The sequence below is a fragment of the Acetobacter cerevisiae genome (assembly GCF_001580535.1).
Taxonomy (GTDB): domain Bacteria; phylum Pseudomonadota; class Alphaproteobacteria; order Acetobacterales; family Acetobacteraceae; genus Acetobacter; species Acetobacter cerevisiae.
On record NZ_LHZA01000133.1, the window covers coordinates 1 to 24,448 of the forward strand.

The 24,448-nt window shown below is 59.9% G+C and carries 29 protein-coding genes and 2 tRNA genes; 16 read left to right on the forward strand and 15 right to left on the reverse strand.

Going from position 1 to position 24,448, the window contains the following annotated elements:
* Positions 1-188: 188 nt before the first annotated feature.
* The 7 genes from AD928_RS05430 to AD928_RS05460 form a co-directional block, all read right to left on the reverse strand.
* On the reverse strand, positions 189-704 hold the full coding sequence (locus AD928_RS05430; RefSeq protein WP_209436663.1) for a disulfide bond formation protein B: 516 nt from the start codon (positions 702-704) through the stop codon (positions 189-191).
* Positions 701-2,047 (reverse strand): alpha,alpha-trehalose-phosphate synthase (UDP-forming), encoded by a 1,347-nt coding sequence (locus tag AD928_RS05435; protein WP_062248892.1) that lies wholly within the window; start codon positions 2,045-2,047, stop codon positions 701-703. Before AD928_RS05435 ends, AD928_RS05430 begins: the two co-directional genes overlap by 4 nt.
* 3 nt (positions 2,048-2,050) lie before the next feature.
* Positions 2,051-2,794 carry a trehalose-phosphatase gene (otsB, locus tag AD928_RS05440; protein WP_062144277.1) on the reverse strand — a complete coding sequence of 248 codons (744 nt, stop codon included), beginning with the start codon at positions 2,792-2,794 and terminating at the stop codon, positions 2,051-2,053.
* Positions 2,795-2,949: 155 nt separating this feature from the next.
* Entirely contained in the window at positions 2,950-3,573 is a 624-nt protein-coding gene (locus tag AD928_RS05445; RefSeq protein ID WP_233419963.1) for a DUF2155 domain-containing protein, read from the reverse strand.
* Positions 3,570-3,788 (reverse strand): hypothetical protein, encoded by a 219-nt coding sequence (locus AD928_RS05450; protein WP_043551328.1) that lies wholly within the window; start codon positions 3,786-3,788, stop codon positions 3,570-3,572. Before AD928_RS05450 ends, AD928_RS05445 begins: the two co-directional genes overlap by 4 nt.
* Positions 3,789-3,832: 44 nt before the next feature.
* On the reverse strand, positions 3,833-4,381 hold the full coding sequence (gene mlaD / locus AD928_RS05455) for an outer membrane lipid asymmetry maintenance protein MlaD (protein WP_062248895.1): 549 nt from the start codon (positions 4,379-4,381) through the stop codon (positions 3,833-3,835).
* A 55-nt stretch (positions 4,382-4,436) separates the two neighbouring features.
* The gene (locus tag AD928_RS05460) at positions 4,437-4,805 is read right to left on the reverse strand and encodes an NADH-ubiquinone oxidoreductase subunit NDUFA12 family protein (protein ID WP_062248897.1); all 369 of its coding nucleotides are present in this window, start codon (positions 4,803-4,805) and stop codon (positions 4,437-4,439) included.
* A gap of 211 nt (positions 4,806-5,016) precedes the next feature.
* On the opposite strand from AD928_RS05460, the gene AD928_RS05465 reads away from it, so the two are divergent.
* The 5 genes from AD928_RS05465 (at position 5,017) to AD928_RS05485 (ending at position 10,104) form a co-directional block, all read left to right on the forward strand.
* The gene (locus tag AD928_RS05465) at positions 5,017-6,582 is read left to right on the forward strand and encodes a TSCPD domain-containing protein (RefSeq protein ID WP_062248910.1); all 1,566 of its coding nucleotides are present in this window, start codon (positions 5,017-5,019) and stop codon (positions 6,580-6,582) included.
* A gap of 42 nt (positions 6,583-6,624) precedes the next feature.
* Positions 6,625-7,089, forward strand: a complete 465-nt coding sequence (locus AD928_RS05470; RefSeq protein WP_062248913.1) for a RidA family protein — start codon at positions 6,625-6,627, stop codon at positions 7,087-7,089.
* Between the two features lie 16 nt (positions 7,090-7,105).
* Positions 7,106-8,263 (forward strand): GNAT family N-acetyltransferase, encoded by a 1,158-nt coding sequence (locus AD928_RS05475; RefSeq protein WP_062248917.1) that lies wholly within the window; start codon positions 7,106-7,108, stop codon positions 8,261-8,263.
* Between the two features lie 183 nt (positions 8,264-8,446).
* Entirely contained in the window at positions 8,447-9,355 is a 909-nt protein-coding gene (locus AD928_RS05480; RefSeq protein ID WP_156102551.1) for a bifunctional methylenetetrahydrofolate dehydrogenase/methenyltetrahydrofolate cyclohydrolase, read from the forward strand.
* On the forward strand, positions 9,352-10,104 hold the full coding sequence (locus AD928_RS05485; RefSeq protein WP_062248920.1) for a methylenetetrahydrofolate reductase: 753 nt from the start codon (positions 9,352-9,354) through the stop codon (positions 10,102-10,104). Before AD928_RS05480 ends, AD928_RS05485 begins: the two co-directional genes overlap by 4 nt.
* A gap of 140 nt (positions 10,105-10,244) precedes the next feature.
* Here AD928_RS05485 and AD928_RS05490 read toward each other — a convergent pair whose 3' ends face one another.
* Entirely contained in the window at positions 10,245-10,739 is a 495-nt protein-coding gene (locus tag AD928_RS05490) for a kinase inhibitor (protein WP_062248923.1), read from the reverse strand.
* Between the two features lie 13 nt (positions 10,740-10,752).
* Positions 10,753-10,971, reverse strand: coding sequence for a hypothetical protein (locus AD928_RS05495; protein WP_062248926.1), 219 nt, complete (start codon positions 10,969-10,971; stop codon positions 10,753-10,755).
* Positions 10,972-11,212: 241 nt separating this feature from the next.
* Here AD928_RS05495 and queA point away from each other — a divergent pair, with 241 nt between their 5' ends.
* Genes queA through AD928_RS05515 form a run of 4 tightly spaced genes read left to right on the forward strand, consistent with a single transcriptional unit; the run spans position 11,213 to position 14,869 of the window.
* Entirely contained in the window at positions 11,213-12,292 is a 1,080-nt protein-coding gene (gene queA, locus AD928_RS05500) for a tRNA preQ1(34) S-adenosylmethionine ribosyltransferase-isomerase QueA (protein ID WP_062248928.1), read from the forward strand.
* Positions 12,289-13,449: a tRNA guanosine(34) transglycosylase Tgt gene (tgt, locus tag AD928_RS05505; RefSeq protein WP_062248930.1), complete on the forward strand. Its 1,161-nt coding sequence runs from the start codon at positions 12,289-12,291 to the stop codon at positions 13,447-13,449. The genes queA and tgt overlap by 4 nt, the downstream gene beginning before the upstream one ends.
* A gap of 11 nt (positions 13,450-13,460) precedes the next feature.
* The gene (gene queG, locus AD928_RS05510) at positions 13,461-14,624 is read left to right on the forward strand and encodes a tRNA epoxyqueuosine(34) reductase QueG (protein WP_062248932.1); all 1,164 of its coding nucleotides are present in this window, start codon (positions 13,461-13,463) and stop codon (positions 14,622-14,624) included.
* Entirely contained in the window at positions 14,621-14,869 is a 249-nt protein-coding gene (locus tag AD928_RS05515) for a ribbon-helix-helix domain-containing protein (protein WP_062248934.1), read from the forward strand. The genes queG and AD928_RS05515 overlap by 4 nt, the downstream gene beginning before the upstream one ends.
* Here the strand turns inward: AD928_RS05515 and AD928_RS15285 are convergent.
* Positions 14,845-14,979, reverse strand: a complete 135-nt coding sequence (locus AD928_RS15285) for a hypothetical protein (RefSeq protein ID WP_256441401.1) — start codon at positions 14,977-14,979, stop codon at positions 14,845-14,847. The genes AD928_RS05515 and AD928_RS15285 overlap by 25 nt on opposite strands.
* 94 nt (positions 14,980-15,073) lie before the next feature.
* Between AD928_RS15285 and AD928_RS05520 the strand changes: the two genes are divergently transcribed.
* From AD928_RS05520 to AD928_RS05530, 3 genes are all read left to right on the forward strand, one after another.
* Positions 15,074-15,901: a TerB family tellurite resistance protein gene (locus AD928_RS05520; RefSeq protein WP_062142001.1), complete on the forward strand. Its 828-nt coding sequence runs from the start codon at positions 15,074-15,076 to the stop codon at positions 15,899-15,901.
* A 217-nt stretch (positions 15,902-16,118) separates the two neighbouring features.
* Positions 16,119-16,967, forward strand: a complete 849-nt coding sequence (locus AD928_RS05525) for an MlaA family lipoprotein (RefSeq protein WP_062142002.1) — start codon at positions 16,119-16,121, stop codon at positions 16,965-16,967.
* Between the two features lie 23 nt (positions 16,968-16,990).
* On the forward strand, positions 16,991-17,617 hold the full coding sequence (locus AD928_RS05530) for an MlaC/ttg2D family ABC transporter substrate-binding protein (RefSeq protein WP_062248936.1): 627 nt from the start codon (positions 16,991-16,993) through the stop codon (positions 17,615-17,617).
* Between the two features lie 95 nt (positions 17,618-17,712).
* Here AD928_RS05530 and AD928_RS05535 read toward each other — a convergent pair whose 3' ends face one another.
* From AD928_RS05535 to AD928_RS05545, 3 genes are all read right to left on the reverse strand, one after another.
* Positions 17,713-18,210, reverse strand: a complete 498-nt coding sequence (locus tag AD928_RS05535; RefSeq protein WP_062142032.1) for a GNAT family N-acetyltransferase — start codon at positions 18,208-18,210, stop codon at positions 17,713-17,715.
* A gap of 124 nt (positions 18,211-18,334) precedes the next feature.
* A complete protein-coding gene (gene ettA, locus AD928_RS05540) occupies positions 18,335-20,014 on the reverse strand; it encodes an energy-dependent translational throttle protein EttA (RefSeq protein ID WP_062142004.1) in 1,680 nt (559 codons plus the stop codon).
* 67 nt (positions 20,015-20,081) lie between these two features.
* A tRNA-Ile gene (locus AD928_RS05545) sits at positions 20,082-20,155 on the reverse strand.
* Positions 20,156-20,310: 155 nt separating this feature from the next.
* On the opposite strand from AD928_RS05545, the gene ppa reads away from it, so the two are divergent.
* The 4 genes from ppa (at position 20,311) to AD928_RS05565 (ending at position 22,919) form a co-directional block, all read left to right on the forward strand.
* Positions 20,311-20,835 carry an inorganic diphosphatase gene (gene ppa / locus AD928_RS05550; protein ID WP_043551348.1) on the forward strand — a complete coding sequence of 175 codons (525 nt, stop codon included), beginning with the start codon at positions 20,311-20,313 and terminating at the stop codon, positions 20,833-20,835.
* Between the two features lie 225 nt (positions 20,836-21,060).
* Positions 21,061-21,891, forward strand: a complete 831-nt coding sequence (locus tag AD928_RS05555; RefSeq protein ID WP_062248938.1) for a DODA-type extradiol aromatic ring-opening family dioxygenase — start codon at positions 21,061-21,063, stop codon at positions 21,889-21,891.
* Positions 21,892-21,977: 86 nt separating this feature from the next.
* The gene (locus AD928_RS05560; protein ID WP_062248940.1) at positions 21,978-22,586 is read left to right on the forward strand and encodes a YceI family protein; all 609 of its coding nucleotides are present in this window, start codon (positions 21,978-21,980) and stop codon (positions 22,584-22,586) included.
* Between the two features lie 256 nt (positions 22,587-22,842).
* Positions 22,843-22,919: transfer RNA gene (locus AD928_RS05565), tRNA-Asp, on the forward strand.
* 159 nt (positions 22,920-23,078) lie between these two features.
* Here AD928_RS05565 and AD928_RS05570 read toward each other — a convergent pair.
* Complete coding sequence (locus tag AD928_RS05570; protein ID WP_062248942.1) at positions 23,079-23,606, reverse strand: alkylhydroperoxidase, AhpD family; 528 nt, start codon at positions 23,604-23,606, stop codon at positions 23,079-23,081.
* A 114-nt stretch (positions 23,607-23,720) separates the two neighbouring features.
* Positions 23,721-24,263, reverse strand: coding sequence for a peroxiredoxin (locus AD928_RS05575; RefSeq protein ID WP_062142008.1), 543 nt, complete (start codon positions 24,261-24,263; stop codon positions 23,721-23,723).
* Between the last annotated feature and the right edge of the window lie 185 nt (positions 24,264-24,448).

Consider the following 24,448-nt stretch of genomic DNA (forward strand, 5'->3'; position numbering starts at 1 on the left):
TCGCTGGCCTTTACCTCTGTCGAAACGCTGGAGCGGCGCGTGCCCTTCGGCTGGCTTCTGCGCAGTATGCATATGACGGGGGCTACGTTCTTCAGGGCTTAACTGACGACAGGGAACAAAATACCCTGCACGGTACACGCTGGAAGCCGCCTGCATGTTATACACAGGCGGCTTCCAGCTTTTTTCTTTTAATAAAATATTCTACGGGCAGTCCGGCTAAGCCGATAGCGCCAGACACCAAACACGCCCAGCACAGCCGCCGCATACAGCCCACCCATGATAGACATGGACAAGGGCAGATCCGGAATCAGATAAGTCGGGGCGTCACATGGTTTGGAAGGCAGAAGTGGCATGGAAGCCAGCCGCTCCGCCATGGTGGTGCCAGTAATATCGGGAGCATGGCACCCCGGCAACGGGCTGGGCCACCAGCCCCACTCCACCCCGGCATGACAGAACGCCAGACCAACAGAAGCCAGCAGAGTCGGCACACAAAGCCACAGCACAGGTCCCCCTGCGGCACCGGGCAGCAGAACATCAATCACGCCAATAACGATCAGAATGCGCCAGGGCCAGCGCTCAACCAGACACAACTCACAGGGCATGATGTGCAGAACATGTTCCACCCACCACACAACACCCAGCGCCAAAGCGCCAGCCAGCGCCAGAAAGAGACCCATTTTTCTGGTAGAAAATGCTGATCTCACGCTAAACGGGCCTTCCCAAGAGCCTGAATGAAATCACGCGCCCACGTCACCGCCGTAACGCGCCAGACGTCCGGCTCAAGATGATCCCACCGCGCACGCCGCTCCCCATCAGGCATGGTCAGAGCTTTGTGCAGGGCATCCGCAATATCATTCGCATCATGCGGATTAACCATCAGAGCTGCCACCATATCCGGCGCGGCTCCTGCAAAATGCGAGAGAATCAACACACCGGGGTTCGACTTATCCTGTGCCGCCACATATTCCTTGGCGACCAGATTCATACCATCCCGCAAAGGCGTAACAAGCGCTGCATCTGCCAGCCGGTAGAAACTGGCCAGCAGGGCACGTGGCACAGGATGCGTCAGATACCGGATGGGCGTCCAGTCAAAGTCGCCATAGGTGCCATTAATACGTCCGGCAGCTTCATCCAGCTCCCGCCGCAGGGCGCGATACTCCGGCACATTTCCGCGGGAGACCGGTGTTACCTGAAGATAGACGACCTTCCCCCTATGCTCAGGGTAACGCTCCAGAAAGATTTCATACCCTTTGAAGCGCTCCGGCAGGCCTTTGGAATAATCCAGCCGGTCCACCCCGATAATGAATGGTTTACCGTGCAGACTTTCCTTCAGGCGCTGCACGTCCGGATTGCTCAGCCCGTCTTCGGCCTGTTTGGCAAAACTGTCCGGATCAATCCCAATGGGGAAGACCTCAGCCTTTGCCTTGACGCCGACGATGGAGAACCCGTCATTCATATTCCGGGCATCGTCCTCCGTCTGCAGACCGATCACATCGTACGCCTGCATGGCGCGCAGCAGAGCGTCAGCTTCCGGTAAAGCCCGCATCAGGCTCCATGGCGGGAACGGAATATGCAGGAAGAACCCGATGGGGGCTGTCACCCCCAGATCCCGCAGCGCCTGCCCCAGCGGGAACAGATGATAATCATGAATCCAGATCTGATCACCCGGCTGCAAAAGCGGCAGCAGCTTGCGGGCAAACAGCTCATTGACGTTCTGGTAAATGACCTGATCTTTCCGGTCATAATCCATAAGGCCAGCGCGGTAATGGCAGAGCGGCCATAAGATGCCGTTGGAATATTTCTGGTAAAACCCGTCATATTCCGAATGTGTCAGGTCGATCGTAGCGTAGGTGACGTTCTCCACCTTATCGAGACTGACTTCCGGGTCATGCCCCTCTTTTTCAGAAACCTGCTGGCCGGACCAGCCGAACCACAGGCAACTGCCTTCTTTTAACGCCGCACGCAGGGCAACAGCCAACCCGCCAGCGGGCTGCAATCGGTCCCGCGGCGCAGGAACACGATTGGAAACAACAACCAGACGCCCCATCGCTTAATCCTTCCCTTCAACAAGAGAAGCAAGCCATGCACGAAATGCCGTCGGGTTTGGAAAATCAATGGGAATACGCAGCCCAATGCCACCAAGGCGCTTTGCTGCGGCCATGCCGTCTTCATCCGTCACATCGTCGCCCACAAAAACCGGCTTCCGGCCAGCAAAGGGGAGAGATTTCATCAGCATGCTGACGGCATAGCCTTTATCGACACCCGCAGGCCGGACTTCCCACGCCATTTTTGCCGTCTGGACTTCAAAGGTGCCATTGGTGCCCTTCACCCAGTTTTCAGCGGCCTCACGCAGGGCCGCTCCGGCTTCCGGCACAGCGCGATAATGCAGAACGAACCCACCCGGCTTATGCTCCAGCCGTGCACCCGGCCACGCTGCAATAAGGTCGCGTGCCTCGGCAAACCATGATTGCGGAACTGACGGAAGTGCTGCCCGCTCAATCGGGCCTCCGGGGCGATGCCTTACGGCAATGCCATGCTCACCGGCCACGGCAAACGGGATATCCCCCAGAAAATGATCAATCTGATCAATCGACCGGCCAGACACAATGGCCAGCGCATCCCCACAGGCCGCACGCAGGCGGCGCAGAGTTTCCGGCAGCCCTTCCGGCACCACCACAGCGTCTGGCGTGGGGGCGATATCAACCAGAGTGCCGTCAAAATCTAGGAGGAACGCCGCCTGATCCAGAGAGGGAACCTGAAAGCGAAATTCCTGACTGGAAGAAGAACCGATCACGTACACCTCGTCTTGTTTTGCCACAGATCGGATCAGCCAGCCCCTGTGCTGACGCCCGATTGCTTCATGAAACGATGCCTGAGCCTGCCCGGCCCGACAACTCCCCTGAAAAGCAAGACAGACCGCACCGTTATGAACGGTCAGGCCCGCCCGGCTTAATATTCTCCACCGGATTCAGGAGATGCGGGAAGAGCATCTCCCGCAGGTGGCGTGCCAGAACCAGACGGTGCATGGCTGCCGCCGTTGCCAGCCCCATCACCCGTGGGTGCAGACTGATCCCCCGCAGACGGCGTCAGCACGGGCACAGCGGGCGTTGGGAGCGGAGGCGCCATGGGGGCAACATCCGCCCCCTCACACCGCACCATCCGCACGTCATACACAGCGCTTTCAAACACACCCAGACCCGGCTCTGCGGCCAGCATCCAGCCCTTAAAGGTTGCCCCATCAGGATGCGTGTCATGCAACTCCAGCCACCCGGCCGCATCGGGGGAGAGTGTCTTAGGCCGTTCCAGACACCGGCCCGCGCTAATATCCAAACTCTTGTAGTGCGCTGTGGTTCCCGTCGGGACCGAAATCATCTCCACATGCGCGTCCAGCCGGTCGAGCACCCGCACCACGGCGGTTCCCTTGCCCTGCCATACACCCTGCCCATAAACGGCGGGGGGAGCCAGAGGTGTGCCCACGGCCTGCGCGTGAGGCGTTGCAACGACCCAACCGCCACCCGCTGTAACCATCATGCCGCCCAGAAGGGCCAGACGGGAAAAATGCTTCATGCTCATGCTTTGTTTCCCTGATGCGGAGACTGAAGAGAGGCGACAAGGTCGGTCAGATGCGCACGCATCCCCTGCTCACTCACCCCCATCAACACGGCATCCTCAAACGCATCCTGCAGAATTTCCTGCACTTCCTGCCAGTTTTCATCCAGCACACGCAATTTTTCCTGACAGGAGAGAGGCTGCCCATCATCCTGCAGCCAGAGTTTGGGGCTTTCCATGCGGGGTCGTCCTCTTCAAGCAGTCAGCGTCAGATCAGAACGGCTCATGGAAGATCGGCCTTGCCTGCATCCCCGGCAGCCGGCGCTTTGCTCCCTACGGCATCTTTGTTCGCGCGGGTCAGCGTATCGGTCACCGAGAAGATGAATTTGCTGAGGAGCTGTTCCAGACTGATAGCGCCCTGCGTCTCGCTGATAGTCGCATCAGCCGCCATCATGTGGTCGTCACCACCGGGAGAAAGGGCGATGTATTTGCCGCCCAGAAGACTATCACTGGTAATAATGGCAGCACTGTCCGTCGGCAGCTTGATATCTGGCCGTACGGTAAAGGTGACTTCTGCCTTGAAGGTCTGCGGGTTCACACGCGCGGAAACCACCTGCCCTACGGTCACACCCGCGAGCCGCACGTCCGAGCCAACGCCCAGTCCGTCAATATGGGAAAAACCGGCATGCAGCCGGTATCCGGTGGTGTCGGTCTTGCGGCCTTCCCCTACCACAGCCGCAACAAGCATCAGCCCAAGCAGGCCGAGAACAAGAACGCCGGTCAGCAACTCCATAGAGGTGCGCCGGGGTTTTACTGCCGTTACTGAAGCCATGCGTCCTGTCTACTCCCTGTCTGGACACGCACCTTAGCAGGGAATGCGTTTCAGATCACGCCTCAGGAGACCAGGACTCGTAATCTCCTGTCGCGGGAGGATGCTGGCCGGTTTTATAGGGGCTGCCCGCTGGCCGGTAAGCCTGCGCGGTGCCGGTCATGTTTGGCTGATGTGGCAACTGCCAGGGCTTGCGCTCCTCCTGCGGGATCGGCGCATCCAGCGTATGATGCAGCCAGCCCCACCATTCCGGCGGCACGGCGGAAGGGTCTTCCCCCTTCAGATAAATCACCCAGCGTTCGGGCCGGTCCACGCCGCCGCCACGCCGGGCGGCCCCTGTGGATTCGTAATAGCATCGACCGTCACCATCCTTGCCAATAAGGCGACCTTTGCGACGGGTATGCAGCCATGTTCCGAAGTTTGCCATGGGTCTGAGGATAAGACTCCACAGCCCCGCTGGTCCATGTTTTTTGGGGGATAAGCGATCAACTCCACTCGATCAGATCTGCCGGAGTGCCAGCAAAACCGGGCGTTTGAAAAGTTATCCCCCATATCCTCGTTATACCGGGCATTGTATACCGCAAATGGCGCTTGGCACGGGTTCCACCGGGGTTTGGAGCACGCGTAAACTCCCTCCCATGACAAGAGCCAGACGCCATTGGAACGGCGTGCTTATGAGCACGCTACAGGCCGCAGCTGACCCGGATGCGCCCCTTCGCTCCGTGACACTGCCCGCTGAGTGGGATGCAGACGCAGCTTCCGCTCTGGCCCAGCTTGTGCCCGGCACACATGCCGTGGACCTTGCTACCGTCGCCTCCCGCTGGGTGGATGCGCTGACGCAGGATGATGCAACGGCCCGCTCTCTGGTGTGGCTGCTGCTGTTGCGGCAGGCTGCCCCCACGGAACCCGTCTGGTCCTGCGAGTTTGATCGCCCCCCCGGCTTTCTGGTGAATCTGGCCGCCTTTATCTCTCCCGGCGAGGGCTTTGCGGCTGAGACCTTTGTGGCCGCTATCCGCCTGCTCTCCTCTGTTCTGCGCAGTGCGGCCCGCACCACGGCAGACCAGCGGAATGGTGAACTGCCTCTGCCCGACCTGTTTGCGCCGGCCCCGGAGGCGGAAGCCCCGGTCAAACCGGCTGCAAAAGACAGTGATGAACAGCCCGCCCCGCCCGTCATCGCTGGTGACATTATGCTCACCAACCTCGATGCCTGTCTGGCTGGAGTTGGTCTGGATTATGACAGTGAAGATGGCCGCGCCGCCGCCTGCGCCATTGCCACACTGGCGACCCTGACCGCCCATTCCGGAACAGGCCCCGAGTCCCTACCGCTGCCGCCCGTGCGCACCGTGCTGCCCGGCCTGAGCGAGACACTCCGCGCCGTGTGGCGGGAAGCCGCCGTGGCGACCGAGACGCCTCTGGCTACGGTGGAAACCGGCTTTTCCACATGCAGCGCAGTAGATGGGCTTCTGGGGGTGGAAGCCTGCGGGATGGCCCCGGTCTTCTCCCTGCTTCGGCCCGATGGCCGACTATCCCCCAGCACGCGCAACCGATTGGACGCCCGCGGCTTTACGACAGAAACAGCCCTCGCCGGCGCACTGGCTGGTGAACCGGTGCTGCCGCTCCCCGGCCCGAACGCCCATATGGCCATGTATCGCGCTCTGACCGGCTTTATTGACCGGATGCCAGCTCGACCTGACCCGACTGCGCAAACGCTGGTCCGCAAGCTGGAGCGTGGCATGCGCCGCGCCCTGCCCCCGCGGCACGGCGGCTTTACCCAGAAAACCAGCATTGGCGGCCACAGGCTGTTCCTGCGCACAGGTGAGTATGAAGACGGCACATTGGGTGAACTGGCACTGAACCCCACCCGGGAAAGCTCCATGGTCAAAGGCCTGATGGAAAGCTTTGGGGAAGCTGTGAGCATTGGCCTGCAATATGGCGCGCCGCTGGAAGCGTATGTCAGCAGCTTTGCCTATTCCTGCTTCGGCCCGTCCGGCACGGTGGAGGGAGACCCTGTGGCCTCTTACGCCACCTCCATGCTGGACTACACATTCCGCGCCTTGTCTGATGCGTATCTGGATAAAAAGCTGCCCGATGGCCCGCATCAGGACAGCCAGATGGACCCGGACCCGCTTCTGCCGCTTGATTTCCCGGCGCAGGAGAGCGACCCTGCTCTCCGCAAACGTGGCAGCCTGCGGCTGGTCAGCTAGCCCGGGCCTGCCAGAACCCTTTGAATTAAGGACTCGCATCTCATGAGCACCACGCCTGAAGCCCGCCTGAAAGACCTCGGCATCACCCTGCCCACACCGGCAGCCCCTGTAGCCAACTATGTGGCCTGCGTGCAGACCGGCAATCTGCTGGTTGTCTCCGGTCAGCTTCCGCTGGCTGATGGCAAGCTGTTTGCGACGGGCAAGCTCGGTGGCGCTGTTGCTGTGGATACCGCTGTGGAAGCAGCGCGCTACAGCATGATCAACGTGATCGCACAGGTAAAAGCCGCTGTAGGTGACCTCAGCCGCGTGAAGCGCGTCGTGCGTCTGGGTGGCTTTATTGCCTGCACGCCGGACTTCACCGCACACGCTTCCGTCATGAACGGCGCGTCCGATCTGGCGGTTGACGTGTTTGGTGATGCCGGTCGCCATGCCCGCTCCACCGTTGGCGTCCCCTCCCTGCCGCTGGATGCCCCGGTTGAAGTTGAAGGCCTGTTTGAAATCGGGTGAATGAAGAGGCACCGTCATGTCTGACTGGTCTGTCTCTCTGCATGACGGCCTTCATGCCATAGATGCCGCCGCGTGGGATTCCTGCGCGGGGGCTGACAATCCGTTTGTCAGCCACGCCTTTCTCTCTGCGCTGGAGGACAGCGGGTCTGTCTGCCAGCGCACCGGGTGGCTGCCCCGGCATGTCACCCTGCACGCTCCGGACGGCACCCTTGCCGCCGTTTGCCCGGCCTACCTGAAAGGCCATTCCTGGGGCGAATATGTGTTCGATCAGGGCTGGGCCCGTGCGTTTGAAGCCGCAGGCGGCCAGTATTACCCAAAATTACAGGTGGCTGTCCCCTTCACACCAGCCCCCGGCCAGCGCCTGCTGTGCGCTCCTTCTGCTCCGCCAGAAACAGCCGCCGTTTTAGCGGATGCCCTGCGTCAGATTTGCGGAGAAACCGGTCTTTCCTCCGCGCATGTTACCTTTTGTCAGGAACAGGAAAGCGACCTGCTCAGCCAGCGCGGCTGGTTGCCCCGCCTTGGGGTGCAGTATCACTGGCATAATCACGGCTACAGCAGCTTTGACGATTTTCTGGCCACCCTCGCCTCCCGCAAACGCAAAGTGCTGAAGCGCGAACGGCGCGACGCCAACGCTGCCGGGCTGACCTTCCATACCCTCCGTGGCGATGAGATTACCCCGGCTGACTGGCAGGCCTTCTATACGTTCTATCGCAACACGGTGGACCGCAAATGGGGCAGCGCCTACCTCACACCGGCCTTCTTCCCCCTGCTCTCCGAACGGCTGGGCGACAAGGTTGTGCTGATGATGGCCCGGCACGGCGACACACCCGTCGCAGCCGCTCTTAATCTGCTCGGGGGCGATACGCTCTATGGCCGTAACTGGGGCTGTACCGGAGACTGGCCGTTCCTGCATTTTGAGCTGTGCTATTACCGGGCGATTGATTTTGCCATCGCTCACGGGCTGAAGCGCGTAGAAGCCGGAGCACAGGGTGAGCATAAAATTCAGCGGGGCTATGTGCCCAGCCTGACGCATTCTGCCCACTGGCTGGAAAACACGTCGCTCCGTTCCGCCGTTTCCGCTTTTCTGGCGGAAGAACGCCCAGCCATACGGGCAGAAGCAGAAGCCCTGAGCGCTTTCTCGCCTTACAAGAAGGATGAGCCGGGTCAGCCCTGAGGCTCTGCCCTATACGTTAGTTCTCTCCCGGCCTCTCCGTCATTCACCCTGTTCATATTCGGCAGCTTTCCGCCTCTTCCGCACGCCCTCCATGCAGGCCCTGCCATTGTCGGCGCCCGTTTTTTTGCGTATGGCAGACAGGTCTTCCAACCGCCTTTTTCCGGATTGACCGCAGCAGTGACGATGAGCACATCCCCCTCCCTTCCGTCTGACCATCAGGCGTCCCTCATCGACGGCAAAGGCTTTGCCGCCACCCTCCGGCAGCAGATCCGCGAAGATGTGCGCACGTTTCATGACGAGCATGGCGTCACCCCCGGTCTGGCCGTTATTCTGGTGGGCAATGACCCGGCGAGTGAAGTCTATGTGCGCAACAAAGCCATTCAGACGCACCACGCCGGTATGCGCTCCTTCATGCACATGCTGCCGGAAACAACCTCGGAAGAAGAACTGCTCGCGCTGATTGAGCGGCTTAACCATGACCCGGAAATTCACGGTATTCTGGTGCAGCTCCCCCTGCCGAACGGTCTGGATGCCCGCCGGGTGACCAATGCCATTCAGCCGGAAAAGGATGTGGATGGTCTTGGGGAAATCAATGCCGGACGTCTGGCCATTGGCCTGCCCAGCCTGATCCCCTGCACACCGCTGGGCTGCCTGCTGCTGCTGCGGGACCAGCTGGGCGATATGCGCGGCAAGCACGCGGTGGTAATTGGCTGTTCCAATCTGGTGGGCAAACCGCTGGCTCTGCTGCTGCTGGCAGAAGGCTGCACGGTCTCTATTGCACATATCCACACGCGGGACACGGCGGCTCTGGCCCGTCAGGGTGATATTCTGGTGGTCGCCACCGGCTGCCGGGAACTGGTGCATGGTGACTGGATCAAACCCGGTGCCACCGTGATTGACGTGGGCATTACCCGCGTGACGACCGAGACCGGCAAGACCCGTCTGGTCGGCGATGTGGTGTTTGATGAAGCCGTGAAAGTGGCTGGCCGCATCACACCTGTTCCGGGCGGTGTTGGTCCCATGACCATTGCCTGCCTGCTGAAAAACACCCTGATGGCCGCCCGCCTGCTGGTAACGGGGAAATCCGAATGAGTCTGTCCCGCCTTTCCGTTGAACTGATCCCGCGCAGCGAGGACGCGCTTGCGCAGGACGTCACCAGTGTCAAAACACTGTTCCCGGCAGCAGACACGCTGAATATCCCGGATCTGATGCGCTTCCCGCTGCGGAGCTGGGACGCTGCGGCTTTGACCATGCCGCAGTTTGGCACGGTTGTTCCGCACGTGCGGGCCATTGATATCGCCCCCGGCGCTCCCCTCCCCGGCAGCACCCTGCCGGGGCTGAAGGAAGTGCTGGTGGTGCATGGTGACCCGCCGGCTGACCTTGCCCACCGCACTTATCCCAACAGCACGGAAAGCATTATCCGCCGCTACCGGAAGGAAGCGCCGCATCTGCGCATTTACGCAGCCTTCGACCCGTATCGCCGCGCCCCCTGGCGGGAACTGGAAGATATTGCCCGCAAGAAAGACGCAGGAGCCGAAGGGTTTTTCACCCAGCCTGTGTTTGACCTGAAGCTGTTCGACCTCTGCCGCGAATGGTTGCAGGATGAACAGGTTTTCTGGGGACTTTCCCCCGTTATCGGTCCGCGCTCCCGCTCATACTGGGAAACCACCAACCATGTGGTCTTCCCCAGGGATTTTGAGCCAACGCTGGACGCCAACATCCAGTTTGCCCAGTCCGTTCTGCGCCAGCTCTCGCAGGATCTGGGCTGTGCTTACCTCATGCCGCTACGGGTCAAACTGGACCAGTATCTGCCGCCGCTCATGGAGGCCTTAACGGCCTGACTGCCTTTAAGACTCCGGCGTGTTATTTGGCGGCGGGTCATAAGTTTCCATCAAACAAAAAACCGGCTGTGCCTCTGCAAAAGCAGGCACAGCCGGTTTTTTTATGCCGTAACAGAACGCTAAGCCATCACGCACAGGCGTCAGGGTTTCTCGCCGCTGTAAAGAGCCGTCAGGCTGGCAGAGGCCAGTTTGTGGTGGTGCACCATAAAACCCACCATGGCCGGGCTGGCGTCAGGAGCAATATCCAGTTTGGGCACGTCCAGCGCATAGACACTGAAAATATAGCGATGCGCCGGACCCGGAGGAGGTGCAGCCCCGCCATAGCCGGGAGCGCCAAAATCGGTGCGCACCTGCACGGCTCCTTCCGGCAAGCCGCCTTTCCCAGACCCGGCCCCTTCGGGCAGCACCGTCACACTGGCGGGAATATTGGCGACAACCCAATGCCACCAGCCGGACCCGGTGGGGGCATCAGGGTCATACATCGTCACCACAAAGCTTTTGGTGCCCTCAGGAGCATTTTTCCACTCCAGAGCCGGGGATAAATTCTGCCCCGTCTGCCCCATGCCGTTATAAACCTGAGCCTGCGGCAGAGTGGCCCCGTCCGTAAACGCGGGACTTGTCAGAACAAAAGCCATGGGTGCGCCTTTCTTACCAGTTGCGGCTGATCAGCCAGAATTCTTCAGATGTCAGCGTGACAGCCTTGCCTGCGTCAGAATCCGCAGCCGCAGCAGCCAGCACTTCAATCCGTTCAATCATGATCACTTTACGCTGGTGGGCTTCCGTGGTTTCCGGGTTTGTCTTCAGAACATCCAGAGAAACCTTGGCCGCTTTGGCAACACGGGCAGCATCCAGCAGGGCATAAGACATAGTGGGTCTCCATATGGGTTTGTTTGCAAAGCGAAATCTGGCCCCGCAGAGCGCCTTCTTCAACCCCGCGAGAGAACGCAGCACCCATGTCTGGCCGTTTCGGCGGACAGTAAGCGTCAGGCCAGACACCGCCCTCAAGCCTCCTTATCCTGAAAAAACGTGCGTTATCCGGCATTCTGCCCCCTCCAGACGCCACTCCCCTCTGGCGTCGCTGCACCCTATTGCGTAAACCCGTTTCAACATGAGCGACCGCACCGAAGATTTTGATTTCCACCTGCCCGAAACCCTGATTGCGCAGGAACCAGCCCGACCGCGTGAAGCCGCGCGTCTGCTGGATGTCCCCCCACACGGCCCCTTTATGGACCGCCATGTGAGCGATCTGCCCAGCCTGCTGAAAGCGGGTGATCTGCTGGTAGCGAACGATACCGCCGTCATCCGCGCCCAGCTGCATGGCCTGCGCGGTGAAGCGCATATCGGGATTACGCTGGACCGGATTCTGCCCGATACCTCATGGCATGTGCTGGTGCGCAATGCCCGCCGCCTGAAGGTGGGCGACACCCTGACCTTTAACGGCAGCAGCCACACCGCCACCGTTCTGGCACGGGAAGAAGGCGGCGGTGCAGTGCTGCGTTTTTCCGCCGAAGGCTCTGCGTTTGATACGTTCCTGCAGGACGTCGGCGCACTGGCGTTGCCCCCGTATATCCATCGCCCGCACGGCCCCACCGCGCAGGACGCGAAGGATTACGCGACCATTTTTGCCGAGCATAAAGGGGCTGTCGCGGCTCCCACCGCAGGGCTGCATTTTACCCCCACGTTGCTGGAAGCCGTCGACGCCACCGGCGCGGAACGCTGCACCCTGACGCTGCATGTCGGCGCAGGCACCTTCCTGCCTGTTCGTGAAAATGATATTTCCAAACACCATATGCATGCCGAACGCGGTATCATCACGCCGGAAACAGCGGATCGCATCAATGCCGTGCGCAAGGCCGGAGGCCGCATTATTGCTGTCGGCACCACCAGCCTGCGCCTGCTGGAAAGTGCTGCGGATGAAAACGGCATTGTGCATCCGTTTGATGATGTCACCTCCATTTTCATCCGGCCCGGCTACCGCTTCCGCGCTGTCGATATGCTGATGACCAACTTCCACCTGCCGCGCTCGACCCTGTTCATGCTGGTCTGCGCCTTTGCGGGGGAAGAGCGGATGCGTGCGGCCTACGCCCATGCCATCCAGACGGGTTACCGTTTTTATTCCTACGGGGACGCCTGCCTGCTGCGCTGTGCCAACCCTATTGAGGCCCACCGCACCGGAGAGTCCGCATGAGCCGTTTCCACTGGACCTGTGAAAGCACGGACGGCGCTGCCCGCGCGGGGATGCTGCACACCGCCCACGGCCCCGTCGCCACCCCCACCTTCATGCCGGTGGGCACCGTCGGCACCGTCAAGGCCATGACGATGGATGCCGTGCGCTCCACCGGAGCCGGCATTGTGCTGGGCAACACTTACCACCTCATGCTGCGGCCGGGTGCGGAACGTATCCGTGCGCTGGGTGGCCTCCATCGCTTTATGGACTGGTCCGGCCCGATCCTGACCGATTCCGGCGGGTTTCAGGTGATGTCCCTCGGCGCACTGCGCAAGCTGGATCAGGATGGCGTCACCTTCCGTTCCCACATTGATGGCTCTTACCATCGACTGACACCGGAAATCTCGACCGACATTCAGCACGCGCTGGATGCCACTATCACCATGTGTTTTGACGAATGCCCGGCCCTGCCCGCACCGCCGGAAACCATTGCCGCTTCCATGCGGATGTCCATGCGGTGGGCCGCCCGCTCACGCGAGGCCTTTGTGCAGCGCACCGGCTATGGCCAGTTTGGGATTGTGCAGGGTGGCACGGAGCAGGACCTGCGGGCGGAAAGCGTTAAAGCCCTGACGGATATCGGGTTTGAAGGCTACGCCATTGGCGGTCTGGCTGTAGGCGAAGGGCAGGAACTGATGTTCGCCACGCTGGACACCACGGTGCCCGTCATGCCGCAAAATGCCCCGCGTTATCTGATGGGCGTTGGCACGCCGGATGACCTGCTGGGCAGCGTGCAGCGCGGCGTGGACATGTTTGACTGCGTGATGCCCACACGCGCCGGTCGCACTGCCCGCGCTTATACGGAACGCGGCACGCTCAACCTGCGCAACGCCCGCCACGCGACGGATGCCCGTCCCATTTCCCCTGACTGTGACTGTCTGGCCTGTTCCCGCCACAGCCGCGCCTATCTGCACCATCTGTTCCGAGCCAATGAAATTCTCGGCCCGATGCTGCTGACATGGCATAACATTGCCTACTATCAGCGCCTGATGCGCCAGATTCGCGAAGCCATTGTGGAAGGCCGCCTGGACGAACTCGCCACTACGCTACGCGCCAACTGGGCGGCGGAAGACTGGACGGAAGACGAAATGCCTCAACCCACCATTCCTCCGGTCCCCTGAAAGCAGTCCCTATGTCCTCCCTGAGCGGAGCAGAAAAACTGGCGGCCCGGATCAGGGAAAAAGCTCTGGCACTGGGGTTTGACGCCATCGGCTTCTGCCCCGCCCATCTTGGCCCGGAGGTTCGGGACCGTCTGACGGACTTTCTGGCCAACGGCTATCACGGCGAAATGGGCTGGCTGGCCGACAGAGCCGACCAGCGCACCCAACCCACCACCCTCTGGCCGGAAGCCCGCACCGTGATTGCGCTCGGCCTGTCCTACGCACCGGAGGGCGATCCGCTCGCCACTCTCAGCCAGCCTGACCGGGGCAATATTTCCGTTTACGCGCGCCACCGCGATTATCATGACCTGATCAAAGGCATGCTGAAGCATCTGGCGCAATTTGTTGTCCGGGAGGGCACTCTGGAAGCGGCGCGGGCGCTTACCGCCGCACAACGCCGAAATACCCACAGCAACCAGCATAACACACCCGACCAACACCCCGCCAAAGAACTGCGTCCCCAGCCTCCCGGCGTTAAAGTCTTTGTGGATACCGCCCCAGTTGCGGAAAAGCCGCTGGCAGAGCAGGCCGGACTCGGCTGGCAGGGCAAGCACACCAATCTGGTGTCCCGCAGTCATGGCAGCTGGCTGTTTTTAGGGGAAATCTACACCACACTGGCTCTGCCCACCTCGCCCCCTTCGGGCGGAGGGTGCGGCAGTTGCACGCGTTGCCTGACCGCCTGCCCCACACAGGCTTTCCCGGCTCCCTACAGTATGGATGCCCGACGCTGTATTTCCTATCTGACCATTGAATATGCCGGCCCCATTCCTCTGGACCTGCGCCCTGCCATTGGTACGCATATTTATGGGTGTGATGATTGTCTGGCTGTCTGCCCATGGAATCGCTTTGCGCAGGCATCGCGCCAAATCAAACTGCAACCCCGGCCTGACCTGATGGCCCCGGATCTGGTCAGCCTGAGCCAGCTGGATGATGCCGCCTTCCGTCAGAAATTTTCCGGCTCTCCCATTAAACGCATCGGGCGCAACCGCTTTGTGCGAAATGTGCTGATCGCCATGGGTAATTCCGGACTCGCAGAATTACGCCCGCACGCCCATCGCCTCACGCAGGACCCGGACAGCGTCGTGGCCGAGGCCGCCCAATGGGCCGTCGCCCGTCTGGAAGGCCTTTGCGCATGAGTGCCCATTTGCGCAAACGCAGCCTGATTCTCTCCGGTCATGATACCAGCGTGGCGCTGGAACCGGAGTTCTGGCAGGTGCTGGAAGACATGGCCCGCGACCATAATCAGCCTCTCCCCGTGCTGGTCACGCAACTGGATACGGAACGTCGCCCCGTTCAGTCTCTGGCCTCTTTCCTGAGGGTGCAGGCCCTGCTCTGGTTGCAAAAACAGAGCGCCGCTCAGGGCTCGGACGCCGCAACCTGAGAGTTTTGCAGATTGATCTGGCACCAGGATTTACGCCAGCCTGCCTTGGTGTTCCCCGCGTCTGTTTCCGCCTCTTCAAAGGCCTCACGGCTGAATTGCCCAGCCTTCATCTTCTCGCATCCTGTCCCCACCTGCTATGCTGCCCAGACGGAGCACAGGCGGGTCCAATTTGGGCCGCAGCCCAGACAATGCTAAGCAGGCAACATGGCGATATGGGGTAAGATTTTTGGTGGTGTCGCAGGTTTTGCCATGGGCGGACCTGTTGGCGCAGCTTTGGGCACAGCACTGGGGCATGCCGCAGATAAAGGCACGCTGCTTCAGCCTCCTACCGGGGGGTGGAGTGACCGCTGGGCCGCCCGTGCAAATCCCGATCCAAATGGCGCGGCGACGTTCATGGCCGCCAAGCTGGCAGCGGCTCTGGGCAAGAAAGAACAGCTCTACGGCCTGACGAGCATCATTCTTTGCGCCAAGCTGGCCAAGTGCGATGCGCCGGTGAACCGTCGGGAAATCGACGCCTTCAAAATGCGCTTCCGGGTGCCGGATGAAAACATGCGCGAAGTTGGCCGCCTGTTTGACCTCGCCCGCCAGAGAACGGACGATTACGAATCCTTCGCCCGGGAACTCGGCACAGCCTACGCGCAGGATAAGCAGCCGCTGGAAGACCTGATGGGCGTGCTCTTCGGCATTGCCCGCGCGGATCTGGCTGCTGATGAACCGCTGACCAAAGAAGAAACCAAGTTCCTGCAGCGCGTGCATGCACTTTTCGGCCTGAGCCGTGGCGCGTGGGAACGAGCCGAGCAAGGCCGATCCCGCCCGGCAATGGCGGAAGAAGACGCCTACGTGGTGATGGGCGTGGATGCCTCCCTCTCCAACGAGGAACTGCGCGCCCGCTGGAAGGTGCTGGTGCGGCAATATCACCCGGATGTGATGGCGTCTCGCAAGGCCTCGCCAGCTGAAATTGCCGAAGCTTCGGCCAAAATTTCCCGCATCAACGCCGCATGGGATATGATCAAACGGGATCGTGGCCTGTAAGTGCCAGCGGTGCGGCATTCGCGCAACAATATTGGAAAAATTGACACATCCGTTAAACCAAAAGGCCTAAGCAGCGCTTCTTTTCTGCTCCCCTGCCTCTCATGCAGGGATGACCTGCATTGCGCAGAACGTTTCTCGTGGTAGAGAGGGCAGCAGAAGACTCCTGCCTTTAGGTCAGGTTTTACTGGTGCGTCACAGGGTGAAGGTAAACGCGGCAATGAATTCAGGACGGAACGGTGCACGGCTCCGCCCTCGCGGTCAGACACATGCGGGTCAGACTCGGGAAGGCTCTTCGGCCCAGCGCCGTTTTTCCTCACGCAGCTCTTTACTGGTCGCAACTCTTGTCGCCCTGACGGGGTGCAGCGCCATCAAGGCCCCCGTCCCCAAAGACCCGGACGCCCTTGAGGAATACAAGCAGGCAAACGACCCCTACGAGCCGCTGAACCGCAAGGTCTATAACCTGACCATGACGTTCGACCACTGGGCGCTGCGCCCGGTCGCCAAAGCCTATGTGTGGGCCGTGCCGCGCCCTGTCCGGAATTCTCTGGGCAACATGATCACCACCATGAATGAACCCTCCGTGTTCTTTAACGACGTGGGTGCAGGCAAGCCCCGCCGTGCGGGTGATTCCTTCGTACGCTGGTGCATCAACATGTCCGTGGGTATTGGCGGGCTGATCGATGTCGCCAAAATGGCCGGGTATCCGCATCATGATAATGATGCCGGCATGACACTGGCCAACTGGGGTATCCCCTCAGGCCCGTATCTGTTCCTGCCTATGGGCCCCTCCTCCATCCGTGATGGGATCGGCTACGGGATTGATCAGGGCCTCTCCCCCTGGAACTACGTCCCGCGTGGCTATGGGCTGATCAGCTTCAACTGGGCCTATAACATGATGGGCGTTGTGCATGGTCGCTCCACGCATCTGGATGAGCTGGATGCCCTGCAGCGTGATGCACTGGACCCTTACGCAACAATCCGCAGCGCCTATCAGCAGCAGCGGAAGGCACAGGCTGAGGCGATCAAGAATGATAACCGCGCCACCGTGCCAGCTTGGTACCACTAAAAAGCAACAAGGATAGCGCCGACATGAAATTTCTTTCCAGCCGTCGCCTTGTGACAGGCGCCCTTGCGCTCCTTTGTGCTGGCAGTCTTTTTGTTCTGCCTGCCCGTGCCGCTGAAGGCACCCGTCAGTTCATTGAATCCTTCGGCTCCAAGCTGGTTGCGATCGTGAACAGCCAGGTTTCCCTGTCGGAAAAAAAGGCCCGTGTTCTGCCGCTGATCCAGCAGGATGTGGATATTGATGCCATTGGCCGCTACTGCCTGGGCCGTTACTGGAAGCTGGCTACGCCGGAACAGCAGAAGCAGTATCTCGGGCTGTTCCATGAGGTTCTGGTCAACGCCATTACCGACAAGCTGGGCGATTATCGCGGTGTGAGCTTCACCATTGGCACCATCACCAAATCTGGTGACGATGACTCTGTGGAAGCCACGCTGATCCGCCCGCAGCAGCCCCCGGCTTCCATGCAGTGGATTGTCGGCCATGCCGGCGGCAGCCCGAAGGTGGTGGATGTGGTTGGGGAAGGTGCCAGCCTGCGTCTGACGCAGCGGCAGGATTACTCCTCCTACATCGCCCGCAACGGCGGCAACATTGATGCCTTGCTGAGCGCCCTGAAGCGCCAGATTGAGCATCATTCCGCACCTGCTGCCAACTAAGCGGTAGGAACAGGAATGACTAAAAAGGGCACCTCTCGGGGTGCCCTTTTTTATGGCTCACAGCCTGTCATCAACTTCCTGCACAGTCCGCGCCTTTAGCCGCGCACGCTCTCATAAACCAGCATGGTCTGGCCATCCCGCGGGAAGGTCTCATACACATGCATGCCAATCCCGCCGAGAATGGTGCGGGAGGCCAGATTGCTTTCCTTGGCAACAGCAATCACCCGTTTTACCCCGGCATCATGCGTAAAGTTCAGGGCCGCATTGGCCGCTTCCCGCGCAATGCCACGCCCGCTGGCCCACGGATACAGGGCAAAGCGCAGCCCGAAGCCGCGTCCGTCTGGCCGATCATGAATGCCGGTCATGCCGACAAACCGATCCTTTTCCCGAATGGTGAAAATCCCAACCCTGTGGCAGGCCCAGAAGGCGATATCATCGGCCATTTCCCGCTCGGCCTGCTGGCGGGTACACACACCCCCCAGCATCTGACCAAACGCCCCGCCATCAGCTTTCAATGACGCCATGTCATCCATATCGCGCCATGTGACAGGTTGCAGCATGAGCCGTCCTGTTCTGACTGAGCGCGCCGTCAGCATGACGAGACCTTCGCCAGAACGCAGAAACGCCACCGGAGTACTCTCCGGCAGCGTGGCCTGTTTTTCTGTTTTGAAAGCGCTTCAGATGATGGATGCCGCATCAGACATCCACCCAGCCTGATCAGCGGGAGATTGGCCGGTAACGAATGCGGCCAGGTTCCGTGGCATCCGGGCCAAGGCGACGGCGCTTGTCTTCCTCATAAGCCTGGAAGTTCCCTTCAAACCATTCGACGTGAGAATCCCCTTCAAACGCCAGAATATGGGTTGCCAGACGGTCAAGGAACCAGCGGTCATGGGTAATGACCACGGCGCAGCCCGGGAATTCGCCCAGAGCCTCTTCCAGCGCACGCAGGGTATCGACGTCCAGATCGTTGGTCGGTTCATCCAGCAGCAGCACGTTGCTTTCCTGCCGCAGCATTTTAGCCAGATGCACGCGGTTACGCTCACCACCGGAGAGGATGCCGACTTTTTTCTGCTGGTCGGACCCTTTGAAGTTGAACGCCCCCACATAAGCGCGGGACGGCACAGCGCGCTTGCCGAGATAGATGACATCCGTGCCGCCGGAAATTTCTTCCCACACGGTCTTGTTGGGGTCCAGATCATCACGGGACTGATCAACATAGCCGAGCTTCACGGTATCACCGATTTTCAGCTCACCGGCATCCGGCTTTTCCTGCCCGACAATCATCTTGAACAGGGTGGATTTACCCGCACCGTTCGGACCGATAACGCCCACAATGCCACCCGGCGGCAGCTTGAAGCTCAGATCGTCAATCAGCAGGCGATCACCAAAGCCTTTGCTGAGGTGATCGGCCTCAATCACCGTGCCACCCAGACGCGGGCCGGGGGCAATAACAATGTCCGCCACGCCGTTCTGCTTTTCAGCACTCTGGGCCAGCATTTCTTCATACCGTGCAATACGGGATTTGCTTTTGGCCTGACGCGCCTTCGGGCTGGAGCCAATCCACTCCTGCTCGGCAGCCAGCGCACGCTGGCGGGCACTTTCTTCCTTTTCTTCCTGCGCCAGACGCTTGCGCTTCTGTTCCAGCCAGGAAGAATAGTTGCCTTCAAACGGAATGCCGCGGCCGCGCTCGATTTCCAGAATCCAGTTGGTCACGTTATCCAGGAAGTAACGGTCATGGGTAATGACCATCACGGTGCCCTGATAATCGTGCAGCGTCTTTTCCAGCCATGCCACGCTTTCTGCGTCCAGATGGTTGGTCGGTTCATCCAGCAGCAGGATTTCAGGCTTTTCAATCAGCAGGCGGCACAGGGCCACACGGCGGCGTTCACCACCCGAGAGCTTGTCCACTGGGCTGTCAGCAGGCGGGCAGCGCAGGGCGTCCAGTGCGATTTCCAGCTTGCGGTCCAGCTCCCAGCCATCGCCCGCATCAATTTTTTCCTGCAGTTCGGCCTGTTCGGCCAGCAGGGTGTTCATTTCCTCATCGGTCATGGGCTCGGCAAAGCGCATGGAAATCTCGTTGAAACGATCCACGGCTTTTTTGAGGTCACCAAAACCCAGAGCCACGTTCTCGCCAACCGTCAGCTTGGGGTCGAGCTGGGGCTCCTGCTCCAGGTAACCAACGCGCACACCTTCAGCGGCCCAGGCTTCCCCACCATATTCCTTGTCGATCCCGGCCATGATCTTGAGCAGCGTGGATTTACCCGCGCCGTTCACACCGAGCACGCCGATTTTCACACCCGGCAGGAAGGACAGCGTAATGCCTTTGAAGACTTCACGCCCACCCGGATAGGACTTGGTAAGGTCCTTCATCACATAGACGTATTGATAAGATGCCATGAGATGACCTCCGTGAAGTGGAATGGATAGGAACCGTCGGATGGACGCGACTGAGGCGAAAAGCGCCTGCGCCCGGCAGGACTTGAACCCGCAACCAAGCCGTTATGAGCGGCCCGCTCTAACCAATTGAGCTACGGGCGCGCAGGCGGCTTCCTGATTACGCAATCAGACACATTTGGCAAGGGTACAGAGCCCGAAAAACCACCCGAACAGTCCTTATCCTGTTACGACTTGGCAAGTTGCAGTGTGACAGATAGGGTCTGCCCATCCGTATTTTTAGTGCTGGAGCAACCCTTATGGACGTCTCAAAACTTTCCCCCGGCAAAGACGTGCCGTTCGACATCAACGTTGTGATTGAAATTCCGCAGGGATCTTCCGTTAAATACGAGATCGACAAAGAAAGCGGTGCCCTGTTTGTGGACCGTTTCCTGTTCACGCCCATGGCGTACCCCACGGCATACGGCTTCATTCCCGGCACGCTGGCTGCGGATGGTGACCCGACCGACGCTCTGGTGCTGACACCGAGCAATGTGGTCCCCGGCTCCGTGATCCGCGCCCGTCCCATCGGTGTGCTGAAAATGGAAGATGAATCCGGTCAGGACGAAAAGATCATCTGCGTCCCGCATGACAAGATTCACCCGCAGTACAGCAAGGTGCAGACGGTGGAAGACCTGCCGGAAATCACCGTGAAGGCCATTGAGCACTTCTTCACCCGCTACAAGGATCTGGAACCCGGCAAATGGGTGAAGGTGACAGGCTGGGGCACGAAGGAAGAAGCTGGCGATTTCATTCGCAGCGCTCTGACAGCTGGCAGCAAATAATCCTGCTTCTCCCTGAACGGGCCCTACGGCCCGATGCAGAGGAACACAGGATGTTTCAGGCCGGAGGCCGCAGAAATGCGGCCTCCGGTTTTTTTTATGCGTAACGCGTAAGCCGGATTTCATGCTCAGGGTGTGAAATCTCTTCCCAAAATACGGGCTTATCAAACCGCGATTATGAGGCGACTCTTCAGGCAACCCGCCCCTTGAAGAGACACGGTTCACAGCATGATTCCCCTCCCGCCTCAGACATCACACACGTCCCTGCCCCGGCAGCCTGTGCTGTTTCTGCCGCATGGCGGTGGCCCATGCTTTTTCATGGACTGGCCAGACACGTGGGACCGTATGGCGGCCTTCCTGCGCGGTGTCAGTCAGACGTTACCGCAAAAGCCTGATGCCATTCTGGTTGTCTCCGGTCATTGGGAAACTGCCATCCCCACCGTGACAGCCGCAGCACAGCCGCCGCTGATTTATGATTATTATGGCTTCCCGCCACACACCTATCACCTGCGCTACCCGGCTCCGGGTTCTCCGGCACTGGCCGGACAGGTGCAGGCCTTGCTGAGCAAAGCTGGCATCCCCAACGCCGCACACCCGGAACGAGGTCTGGACCACGGTGTTTTCATCCCCTTCATGCTGGCGTTTGAAGAGGCTGAGATTCCGGTCGTGGAACTCTCACTCCAGCAGGCTCTGAACCCCGCAGTGCATCTGCGCATCGGGCAGGCGCTGGCCCCGCTGCGGGACCAGAATGTGCTGATTGTGGGCACAGGCCTGACTTACCACAATCTCCGGCACTTCATGGGCGAAAACCCGGCCTCCAATGCCATCTCCCATGACTTTGACGCCTGGCTTACGGACGCCACGTGTGCGCCCGAAGCCGAGCGGAATGCAGCTCTGCAACACTGGGACACAGCCCCCGGTGCGCGCGTCTGCCACCCCAGAGAAGAGCATCTGCTGCCCCTTATGGTCGCCGCCGGAGCCGCAGGGCCAGACCGGGGTCTGCAGATCTATCAGGATACGGTGATGGGTAAGGCACTCTCCGGCTTTCGGTTCGGCTAGCCAGATAGCCTTCAGGGCACCGCCATCCCCTCACCCGCGTTTGCTTTCAGAGTTTTTCTTCCCTTTCAAAAACAGGACCATCCCTCATGACCTCTCTGTCTTTCGCTCCCGCTCTTGCGGCACTCGGCCTTGTGGCCACACTCTCCACCGCGCAGGCTGCCACAGCACCCCAGGATGTGCAGGCCGGTACCTATCAGGTGGAAACCACCCACACGCAGGTTACTTTTTCTCTGCTCCACTTCGGCTTTACCGAATATTCCGGCCTCTTTTCCGGTGCGACGGGCTCCCTCACCTATGACGCGGCCCACCCGACGGCCTCAAAACTGAGCGTCTCCATTCCGGTTGCAAGCGTGCAGACCACCAGCGCGAAACTGACGGATGAACTGCACGGTGCGGACTGGTTTGACGCAGCCCACTACCCGACGGCCACCTTCGTCTCCACCAAAGTCGTCCCGACCGGCGCAGGCACGGCCAATGTCACCGGGAATTTCACGCTGCATGGCGTCACAAAGCTGCTCACGTTGCAGGTGCGTTACGTGGGCGCTGGCATCAATCCGATGGATAAAGCCTACACGCTTGGATTTCAGGCCACCGGCACCCTCAAACGGAGCGATTTTGGCGTAAAAACCTATGTGCCGATGGTGGGGGATGACGTGACCCTTTCTATTGCCGGAGCTTTCGAAAAGCAGAACTAAGCGCCACTCTCCGGCACGTCTGCTCCCGCATCATAAGGAGGCCCCCGGAAGGGCGCCTCCGTCCAGCGTGGCTCTATAAAGTGCAGAGCCTCCAATGCGTTAAGGGGTGACCGACCCTTTCTCATCAGGCCCAAGCGGACACTGCGAAAAAAATTTCATAATGCGTTATTTTTTTCGCCAACCCCGGTTGTCAAAGCTGAAAACATCGCTATAAGACGCGACATACCGACGCACACCACTGGTGAGCGTCTGGACTGCGGGTGTAGCTCAGTTGGTTAGAGCGCCGGCCTGTCACGCCGGAGGTCGCGGGTTCGAGCCCCGTCACTCGCGCCACTTTTCTTCAAAAAATATCAATTGCAAGAAAGTGGCGCGTGTTGCCCTCGGGGCCACTAGCGATTTCCCCCCATAAAAAAAGCCCGGACCCTGCTGATGTGCAGACGCCGGACCTGAAGCGCCGCATTCAAGGCATGCGGCCAGCCTGATCTGTCAGCGTCAGTCGCCCAGAGCCGCAGCGGCTTCCAGCGTGACGGCGACAGCATGCACTGTGGACGCAATCCGCACAGCAGTCTGCACAGCTTCTGCTCCCAGCTCTTCCCGCACAATCTTCTCATGGCTGGTCACACACAGACCACAGCCATTGATTGCGGAAACAGCCAGAGACCAGAGCTCGAAATCCGTTTTCTCTACACCGGGGCGGCCAATAACGCTCATGCGCAGCTGCGCAGGCATCTTGCCGTAATCCCCACCCGCCATATGCACAAAGCGGTAGTAGATGTTGTTCATGCCCATAATGGCCGCAGCAGATTTGGCGGCATTCAGGGCTTCAGGCGTCAGCTTGTCGGCAAATTCGGCCACAACAGCCTTCGTCACCACATCATTGCGGGACGCAATGGCAGACGCCACAAACGTTCCGGCGAGCTGCTGGGGTGTGAGGGTCACATCATTGGCGAGAGACCCGAGATTCAGCCTCAGATCCTTCGCATAGTCGGGAATACGATCCTTCAGAGCTTCGATCGACATCAGATAATCCGTATGAAAAGGGGAGGAATGGCGCAGTTGAGCGCCGCAGACGGGCTGAACCCGGTCTAGTAGAAAACCGTCTGACCCCGCAGGGCCAGACGGGAAGCGTCAGGCTCAGACTTTGATAAAGTCGTCGCCCTTTTTCCAGTTACAGGGGCACAGCTCATCGCTCTGCAGCCCGTCCAGAATACGCACGATTTCCTGCGGGTTACGGCCAACGGACAGGTCATTGACAGAGACGTGACGAATCACGCCGTGCGGGTCGACAACGAAGGTGGCGCGCAGAGCAACACCAGCCTCTTTGTGCATAACGCCCGTGCCTTCGGTCAGCTCGCGCTTGATGTCAGCCAGCATTGCAATCGGCAGATCTTTCAGATCGGCATTATGCAGACGCCAGTTGAGGTGCACGAATTCGCTGTCGATGGACACGCCGTAAACTACGGCATCACGGTCAGCAAAGTCTTTGGACAGCTTGCCGAAAGCCACGATTTCGGTCGGGCAGACAAACGTGAAGTCTTTCGGCCAGAAGAAGACAACCTTCCACTTACCAGCGTCGGATTTGTCGGAAATCTGGACGAAATCGCCCTTCAGGCCTTCCGGACCACCGGGAACGGCGGTCAGATCAAAGCTCGGAAACTTATCGCCAACGGTCAGCATAAGCTTGCTCCTTCTTGGGTTACTTAAAAGCTCCGACGGCACACAATACCGTCGTCGGGCATTATCTATGGCGCGGTGTGTCCATTCATGCCAATGAATATTTTATATCAAAATCATCGAAATGATCGATTAACCACACAAAGACGTTTCAAAAATCAGAGCGTCCCAGATATGCGTTTTCAGCC

Excerpts from the sequence above, each read along its gene's own strand:
- AD928_RS05435 (WP_062248892.1), bottom strand. The coding sequence starts at position 2,047 with ATGGGGCGTCTGGTTGTTGTTTCCAATCGTGTTCCTGCGCCGCGGGAC.
- AD928_RS05445 (WP_233419963.1), bottom strand. The coding sequence starts at position 3,573 with ATGAGCATGAAGCATTTTTCCCGTCTGGCCCTTCTGGGCGGCATGATG.
- AD928_RS05450 (WP_043551328.1), bottom strand. The coding sequence starts at position 3,788 with ATGGAAAGCCCCAAACTCTGGCTGCAGGATGATGGGCAGCCTCTCTCC.
- mlaD (WP_062248895.1), bottom strand. The coding sequence starts at position 4,381 with ATGGCTTCAGTAACGGCAGTAAAACCCCGGCGCACCTCTATGGAGTTG.
- AD928_RS05460 (WP_062248897.1), bottom strand. The coding sequence starts at position 4,805 with ATGGCAAACTTCGGAACATGGCTGCATACCCGTCGCAAAGGTCGCCTT.
- AD928_RS05465 (WP_062248910.1), top strand. The coding sequence starts at position 5,017 with ATGACAAGAGCCAGACGCCATTGGAACGGCGTGCTTATGAGCACGCTA.
- AD928_RS05470 (WP_062248913.1), top strand. The coding sequence starts at position 6,625 with ATGAGCACCACGCCTGAAGCCCGCCTGAAAGACCTCGGCATCACCCTG.
- AD928_RS05475 (WP_062248917.1), top strand. The coding sequence starts at position 7,106 with ATGTCTGACTGGTCTGTCTCTCTGCATGACGGCCTTCATGCCATAGAT.
- AD928_RS05480 (WP_156102551.1), top strand. The coding sequence starts at position 8,447 with ATGAGCACATCCCCCTCCCTTCCGTCTGACCATCAGGCGTCCCTCATC.
- AD928_RS05485 (WP_062248920.1), top strand. The coding sequence starts at position 9,352 with ATGAGTCTGTCCCGCCTTTCCGTTGAACTGATCCCGCGCAGCGAGGAC.
- AD928_RS05490 (WP_062248923.1), bottom strand. The coding sequence starts at position 10,739 with ATGGCTTTTGTTCTGACAAGTCCCGCGTTTACGGACGGGGCCACTCTG.
- AD928_RS05495 (WP_062248926.1), bottom strand. The coding sequence starts at position 10,971 with ATGTCTTATGCCCTGCTGGATGCTGCCCGTGTTGCCAAAGCGGCCAAG.
- queA (WP_062248928.1), top strand. The coding sequence starts at position 11,213 with ATGAGCGACCGCACCGAAGATTTTGATTTCCACCTGCCCGAAACCCTG.
- tgt (WP_062248930.1), top strand. The coding sequence starts at position 12,289 with ATGAGCCGTTTCCACTGGACCTGTGAAAGCACGGACGGCGCTGCCCGC.
- queG (WP_062248932.1), top strand. The coding sequence starts at position 13,461 with ATGTCCTCCCTGAGCGGAGCAGAAAAACTGGCGGCCCGGATCAGGGAA.
- AD928_RS05515 (WP_062248934.1), top strand. The coding sequence starts at position 14,621 with ATGAGTGCCCATTTGCGCAAACGCAGCCTGATTCTCTCCGGTCATGAT.
- AD928_RS15285 (WP_256441401.1), bottom strand. The coding sequence starts at position 14,979 with ATGAAGGCTGGGCAATTCAGCCGTGAGGCCTTTGAAGAGGCGGAAACA.
- AD928_RS05520 (WP_062142001.1), top strand. The coding sequence starts at position 15,074 with ATGGCGATATGGGGTAAGATTTTTGGTGGTGTCGCAGGTTTTGCCATG.
- AD928_RS05525 (WP_062142002.1), top strand. The coding sequence starts at position 16,119 with ATGAATTCAGGACGGAACGGTGCACGGCTCCGCCCTCGCGGTCAGACA.
- AD928_RS05530 (WP_062248936.1), top strand. The coding sequence starts at position 16,991 with ATGAAATTTCTTTCCAGCCGTCGCCTTGTGACAGGCGCCCTTGCGCTC.
- ettA (WP_062142004.1), bottom strand. The coding sequence starts at position 20,014 with ATGGCATCTTATCAATACGTCTATGTGATGAAGGACCTTACCAAGTCC.
- ppa (WP_043551348.1), top strand. The coding sequence starts at position 20,311 with ATGGACGTCTCAAAACTTTCCCCCGGCAAAGACGTGCCGTTCGACATC.
- AD928_RS05555 (WP_062248938.1), top strand. The coding sequence starts at position 21,061 with ATGATTCCCCTCCCGCCTCAGACATCACACACGTCCCTGCCCCGGCAG.
- AD928_RS05560 (WP_062248940.1), top strand. The coding sequence starts at position 21,978 with ATGACCTCTCTGTCTTTCGCTCCCGCTCTTGCGGCACTCGGCCTTGTG.
- AD928_RS05570 (WP_062248942.1), bottom strand. The coding sequence starts at position 23,606 with ATGTCGATCGAAGCTCTGAAGGATCGTATTCCCGACTATGCGAAGGAT.
- AD928_RS05575 (WP_062142008.1), bottom strand. The coding sequence starts at position 24,263 with ATGCTGACCGTTGGCGATAAGTTTCCGAGCTTTGATCTGACCGCCGTT.